This window comes from Solilutibacter pythonis (genome assembly GCF_003697345.1).
Lineage (GTDB): Bacteria > Pseudomonadota > Gammaproteobacteria > Xanthomonadales > Xanthomonadaceae > Solilutibacter > Solilutibacter pythonis.
Map to the genome: position 1 here is coordinate 1 of NZ_RFLY01000031.1, position 5,783 is coordinate 5,783.

The following is a 5,783-nucleotide window of genomic DNA, read 5'->3' on the forward strand; positions in this document are numbered from 1 at the left end:
ACCGGCCCGCGCGGGGTTTTCGCCTCCATCTGGGGGATATCCATGCCTTGTGTCTGATTCGTCGCCAGTGTTTGTTGGGCGTCTTCGATGGCTTGCTGTTCGAGCAGGTCGTTGCCCCATTTCAATAGGGCATGGGTATGCGGTGTATGGCCGATCCGGTCCAGGGCCGATTCGATTGCCAGGAGGTTTTTCGAATACATGGCGTATATCAGGTCGTCGACGTCGCGGTCGCCGCTGATGCCCTTGCGTTCGGGGGGAGGCGGGGTGTTTTGCTCGCCGGGATGTCGTGCCGGGTCGTTTGTTTGCGGCACATGCGTCTTGGCGTTTTCGCGCCATTCGTCGTCCTGGGCGCGGCGTTCGCGGTCTTCGCGCTCGCGGGTGTCCCGGTCGCGTTGCGCTTGTGCCTCCCGCTCCCGTGCTTCGCGTTCCTCGCGCGCCTGTCGCCGCGCTTCCAATATCTGAAGCAGTCGTTGCGCCTGGCGCATGGGGTCTTCGTCGGGCGGGGCATCGTTCGTCCGAGACCACGCCGGGGAATGTCGGGCGTTCTGGTCGTCCCGGCCCGGGGGCTCGGATGCGGCGGCCGGGGCATGCGCCATGGCGGATCTCATCGAACGCACCGGGCCGGTGGGCGCTTGTGCGGCCGGTGTCAGCCCTTGCGCCCGGATGTCCTGCCGCGCCTGTTGGATGTCGGCATCGGTGGTGAGGGCGGCGATGCGGATGACGCCATCGTCATCGCGGCGCAGATGGGTGATGGCGCTGTGGACGTCGTATTTGCCGGTGGCGTTCGGGTCGAGCGCGAGGGCGGTGTTGGCCGGGTCGAGGCCGGCCCGGGCGCGGGTGGTGTTCACCGCCAGATGGACGGCGGCCAGTGTTTCGGCATGGGGAGCCACGCCGTGGCTGGTATAGGTATTGGCCAGCTGGGCGAGGTCGCGTTGTTCCTGGGTCGGGGTTTGCCAGACGGGTAGGGCGTCCATCGTCCGGGCGTGCTGGGCCAGTTGAGGTTGCAGCGCGGCGCGGGTGGCCGCGAGTTCGGCGGCGATAGGGCCAGTCGCTACTTCATCGCCGTGCCGCCATAGGCCATCGTCGCCGCGTTGGTAGGCGCGGGCGTTGGAGGCTTGCAGGTGGTCGGGGTCGCGGGCGGTGTGGATGGCGGCCGGGATGGAAACGGTCTCGATATTCGCCCAACCATTGAGCCGGTGGGCCACGTCGTAGCGGGCGGCAAGGGCGGCGGGGCCGTGGGCGATATTGGCCTGGATGACGTCGGCGGCCTGGCGGTCGAGTTGGGCGGCGCGTTCGGGGGAGGCCACTTCCGGCTGATAGTGATAGCCGCCATTGGGCCGCGCATCCGTGGCGCGATTGCGCTGCCATTGCTGGGTATCAGGGTCGTGCAGCCACGGGGCGGGGGTAAGGCTGGGGCGATCCTGGTCGTTGGCGTCCAGCCGGTAGGGATTACGCGGGGGCGGCAGCCGGGCAAGACCGATTTCCACGGACTGGTGGGTGGCCTTGTAATCCAACTCTCGACGGGTGTCGAAATCGGCGGCGAACGCTTGCGGAGCGGCCTGGCCGTCGGCGTCGAGGTCGGCTTGCAGGGGGCTGACCCACTCGCGGCGGTTGAACGTCCATTGCCGGCCGAGGGCGTCGGTTTGGGTAGCGACCTCGCGGGCGTCGAGGCGCCGCATGGCTTGCTCGGAGAGAACGTAGCCGGCGATGCCGCCCACGATTCCCCCGGCGACCGCGCCATATACGCCCCGCCGTCCGCCCAGTTCGGCGCCGAGTTTGCCCACGGTATACGCGGCGACCCAGGCGTTGGCGTTGTTGACGGCGTAATCGCGCAATTCGTGCTTCGCGCCGAGCAGATTGTCCTGAGCCAGAAGGGTATCGACACGCTGGCCGGTGTGGATGGCGTCGGTAATGCTGGCGACCGCGCCGACGGCCCCCAAAGCGCCCGCGGCCCTGACCCCGGGGCGCTGGTGCATGGGGGGTTCGTAGAGTTTCAGCTCGATATGCTTGTCTTGTTTCACCCGGGCGAGCAAGGCTTCGCTATGCGATATGTCCGAGGGCGGCGGTAATGGCGAGCGGCCCATCGGTCTGGCCGATTCCAGATAATCCGCAAATGCCGGGGCCAAGGGCTCGGGGAGCGGCTGGGGCCGTGTGACCACTTCACCAGGCCGTGCAATATGCGTGCGGTCGGGGATAATCTCGTGAATCTGGCCTTGGGGGGTGTCGCGGTTGGCCTTGGGGCCATAACGGAAAATCAGGTTGCCTTGATGGGATTCGTGCAATACGTTGAGGCGCGGGTCGTCGGTTTCTGGAAGACGCGGAATGACCGGCCGGCTCATCATGCTGTTGAGGTAGTCGGTCATCAGGTTGTAATTCTTCGTGCTGATGCCATCGCGTAGATAACCGCCGCCGATATCCGAATGTTTGCCCGGCACGACGACTTCGCGGAATCGGCCATCGGTGGAAACCCGGTCCGGCTGTAACGGCTCGGTGGGGAACAATAATCGGTCGGAGGGGAAGGTGCCGCGCAGCTCGTCGGCGGCGGTGATCTGGAAGGCCGACACCGCCGAGGGCGGGAGGCGGCGGTCGAGATATTCCAATGCCCCGGTGGGGACGGGGTCGTACAGGCCAATGACGAGGGGCGTGCGTCCCGGTGCCTGATGGTGGCGGTTGTAGGATTCGGTGATGTTGCCGTGGGCGTCGATATTTTGAACTTCACTCCGCAGGTCGAGAATGCCGCGTTCGTGCAGCATGCGGGCCACCAATGCTTCCTGGCTGCTGCCGCGACTGAAGCCCACCAGGCTGATCTTGATTTCTGCGCGGGGATCGGCTTCATAGATTTCATTTGCACCCCTGACAATCTTCCAATAGGCATATTCAGCACGGGCCATGCTGGTATCGCCGGTGATGGCGTCCCATTTGTTGGTGAGCCAGGAGTCGCGTTGTGTGCCGGGGCCTGCGACGTATTCGAAGTGGATGCGATGGGATTTCTTGAAAGTCTTGTCTTCGAGTTGCTGTTTTAGCTTTCCGACATTGGAGGCATACAAGGGGTTGTTGATGACATCATTGCCTGTCCCATCCGTTAGTCCAATAATGAGATGCGAGTGGGGATTGTCGAGATCATGCAGCAGCGGGGTCTTGAACCCGAGCGGATTGCTGGCGACCTCCTCGTAACGGCGCAGTTGTGCCTCGGTTGCCGAGAGATGTTCCACTTCATCATCGGGGAGGCCGTCAAAGCCGAGGTGAATGATTTTCTTGTGATTTTCATTACCCATGGTGATGCTCCTCAGTAGGTTTTGGTCCAGGCAAGGATCAGATCTCTCCTGCCATTGCTATGGGGATCGTCTGGATTCTGCGGGTGTTGAGTGACCACAAGCGCCTTCATATAGACATTGACGGTGCGGTCGTTGATTTCCACTAGAGCGTCCGCCCAGACTCTGAAGCCCCACCCAACTTTGATCTCCTCGCGTGGCACGTTATGGAGGACCAGCCGGTCGGGAAAGATTTCTTTGAAATCGAGTTCGGCCTCATGTTCGACGCCGTCCAACGAAGTCCAGTCCAGCCACATCGGGCCTGGGGGATAACCATCGCGCATCATGCTGGGGTCCAGGCTGAAGCCTGCTGACCAGTATTCTTTATCGTCAGGTTCGGGTGGCCCTGATGGCCCGAGCAACTTGCTGTCCGGCATGAATTGGGAATGGCTGAGTATGACGCTGCAACGAAGGGTGTTGTAGCAGTAAACGCCAAAATTGAGTGTTTCAAAACGCAACGGCCACGGTGTCGGCATCGGCGTGAGCTTGGCCCGTTCTTCCTCGGATAGGTCGGGTAGATAGACGAAACGCTTTTTCATGCGGGTCTCCTGGTGTTTTTCGTTAGTCCAATAATCAAATGCGAGTGGGGATTGTCGAGATCGTGCAGCAGCGGGGTCTTGAACCCGAGTGGATTGCTGGCGACCTCTTCGTAACGGCGCAACTGTGCCTCGGTGGCCGAGAGATGTTCCACTTCATCATTGGGGAGGCCGTCAAAGCCCAGGTGGATGATTTTCTTGTGATTTTCATTACCCATGGTGATGCTCCTCAGTAGGTTTTGGTCCAGGCAAGGATCAGGTCTCTCCTGCCATTGCTATGGGGGTCCTCTGGGTTCTGTGGGTGTTGAGTCACCACAAGCGCCTTCATATAGACATTGACGGTGCGGTCGTTGATTTCCACTAGAGCGTCCGCCCAGACTCTGAAGCCCCACCCAACTTTGATCTCCTCGCGCGGCACGTTATGGAGGACCAGCCGGTCGGGAAAGATTTCTTTGAAATCGAGTTCGGCTTCATGTTCAACGCCGTCCAACGAAGTCCAGTCCAGCCACATCGGGCCTGGGGGATAACCATCGCGCATCATGCTGGGGTCTAAACTGAAATTGGCATGCCAGTACTTTTTATCATCAGGTTCTGGTGGCCCTGATGGCCCGAGCAACTTGCTGTCCGGCATGAATTGGGAGTGGCTGAGTATGACGCTGCAACGAAGGGTGTTGTAGCAGTAAACGCCAAATTTGAGTTTATTGAAACGCAACGGCCACGGTGTCGGCATCGGCGTGAGCTTGGCCCGTTCTTCCTCGGATAGGTCGGGTAGATAGACGAAACGCTTTTTCATGCGGGTCTCCTGGTGTTTTCCGTTAGTCCAATAATTAAATGCGAGTGGGGATTGTCGAGATCGTGCAGCAGCGGGGTCTTGAACCCGAGCGGATTGCTGGCGACCTCCTCGTAACGGCGCAGTTGTGCCACGGTGGCCGAGAGATGTTCCACTTCATCATTGGGGAGGCCGTCAAAGCCCATGTGAATGATTTTCTTGTGATTTTCATTACCCATGGTGATGCTCCTCAGTAGGTTTTGGTCCAGGCAAGGATCAGGTCTTCCTTCCAGTTGCTTCGTGGGTCCTCTGGATTCTGTGGATATTGGGTTATGACCAACGCCTTCATATAGACGTTGACGGTACGGTCGTTGATTTCCACCAACACATCAACGGATTCCCATCCATATTTGACCTCCTCGCGCGGCACGTTATGGAGGACCAGCCGGTCGGGAAATGTTTCTTTGAAATCGAGTTCGGCCTCATGTTCGACGCCGTCCAGCGAAGTCCAGTCCAGCCGCATCGGGCCTGGGGGATAACCATCGCGCATCATGCTGGGGTCCAGGCTGAAGCCTGCTGACCAAGTGTCCTTCCAGTTTGGCCGGGGGGGCGGCCCAGAAGGCCCGAGCAACTTGCTGTCGGGCATGAACTGGGAGTGGCCGAGTATGACGCTGCAACGAAGGGTGTTGTAGCAGTAAACGCCAAATTTGAGCCTGTCGAAACGCAACGGCCAGGGTGTGGGGATGGGCGTGAGCTTGGCCCGTTCTTCCTCGGATAGGTCGGGTAGATAGACGAAACGCTTTTTCATGCTGGTCTCCCGGTGTTTGCCACTTGCCGTTCGCCGCTGATGTTTACTGTCGCTTCCCGCTTCCCGCTTCCCGCTCGGCCAGCATAACCGCTCTGGCTTGCGACCGTGGACGTCGTATATGCGCTAGTATCAGTCGTTATGCGTGCTGCACGAAGCGTCTCCCGCTATCGGCAAGCACGCGTTGACGGGTGGCCGCCCGTCGCACATCCACGCCACGCCACGCCGCAAGCCTTGAACTCCGCGAAGATTACCGCCGTAGCGCAATCGTTCGGTATTCCTTTTTGTTTCCATGGCGCGGCGCCTTTTCGTCGATGCGCGCGCATAGCCGGTCCGTGCCACAGGCCGCCAGGTCGGCTCGC

General features: G+C 60.7%; 6 protein-coding genes. All 6 read right to left on the bottom strand.

All coding sequences use genetic code 11. The features are described 5' to 3' along the window. Positions 1 to 3,275: T6SS phospholipase effector Tle1-like catalytic domain-containing protein (locus tag EBB59_RS12915; protein WP_147455603.1), on the bottom strand; the 3,275-nt coding region annotated here is incomplete at its 3' end. Between the two features lie 11 nt (positions 3,276 to 3,286). Continuing rightward, positions 3,287 to 3,850: a hypothetical protein gene (locus tag EBB59_RS13600; protein WP_147455604.1), complete on the bottom strand. Its 564-nt coding sequence runs from the start codon at positions 3,848 to 3,850 to the stop codon at positions 3,287 to 3,289. Next, a complete protein-coding gene (locus tag EBB59_RS13605; protein WP_147455605.1) occupies positions 3,847 to 4,065 on the bottom strand; it encodes a hypothetical protein in 219 nt (72 codons plus the stop codon). The genes EBB59_RS13600 and EBB59_RS13605 overlap by 4 nt, the downstream gene beginning before the upstream one ends. Before the next feature lie 11 nt (positions 4,066 to 4,076). Further along, positions 4,077 to 4,640: a hypothetical protein gene (locus tag EBB59_RS13610; protein ID WP_147455606.1), complete on the bottom strand. Its 564-nt coding sequence runs from the start codon at positions 4,638 to 4,640 to the stop codon at positions 4,077 to 4,079. Next, entirely contained in the window at positions 4,637 to 4,855 is a 219-nt protein-coding gene (locus EBB59_RS13615; protein ID WP_147455607.1) for a hypothetical protein, read from the bottom strand. The genes EBB59_RS13610 and EBB59_RS13615 overlap by 4 nt, the downstream gene beginning before the upstream one ends. A gap of 11 nt (positions 4,856 to 4,866) precedes the next feature. Then, the gene (locus EBB59_RS13620; RefSeq protein WP_147455608.1) at positions 4,867 to 5,424 is read right to left on the bottom strand and encodes a hypothetical protein; all 558 of its coding nucleotides are present in this window, start codon (positions 5,422 to 5,424) and stop codon (positions 4,867 to 4,869) included. Positions 5,425 to 5,783: the final 359 nt, after the last annotated feature.

What these genes read in the sequence shown, in the direction of transcription:
- EBB59_RS13620 (WP_147455608.1), bottom strand. Translation starts at nt 5,424, where the DNA reads ATGAAAAAGCGTTTCGTCTATCTACCCGACCTATCCGAGGAAGAACGG.
- EBB59_RS13615 (WP_147455607.1), bottom strand. Translation starts at nt 4,855, where the DNA reads ATGGGTAATGAAAATCACAAGAAAATCATTCACATGGGCTTTGACGGC.
- EBB59_RS13610 (WP_147455606.1), bottom strand. Translation starts at nt 4,640, where the DNA reads ATGAAAAAGCGTTTCGTCTATCTACCCGACCTATCCGAGGAAGAACGG.
- EBB59_RS13605 (WP_147455605.1), bottom strand. Translation starts at nt 4,065, where the DNA reads ATGGGTAATGAAAATCACAAGAAAATCATCCACCTGGGCTTTGACGGC.
- EBB59_RS13600 (WP_147455604.1), bottom strand. Translation starts at nt 3,850, where the DNA reads ATGAAAAAGCGTTTCGTCTATCTACCCGACCTATCCGAGGAAGAACGG.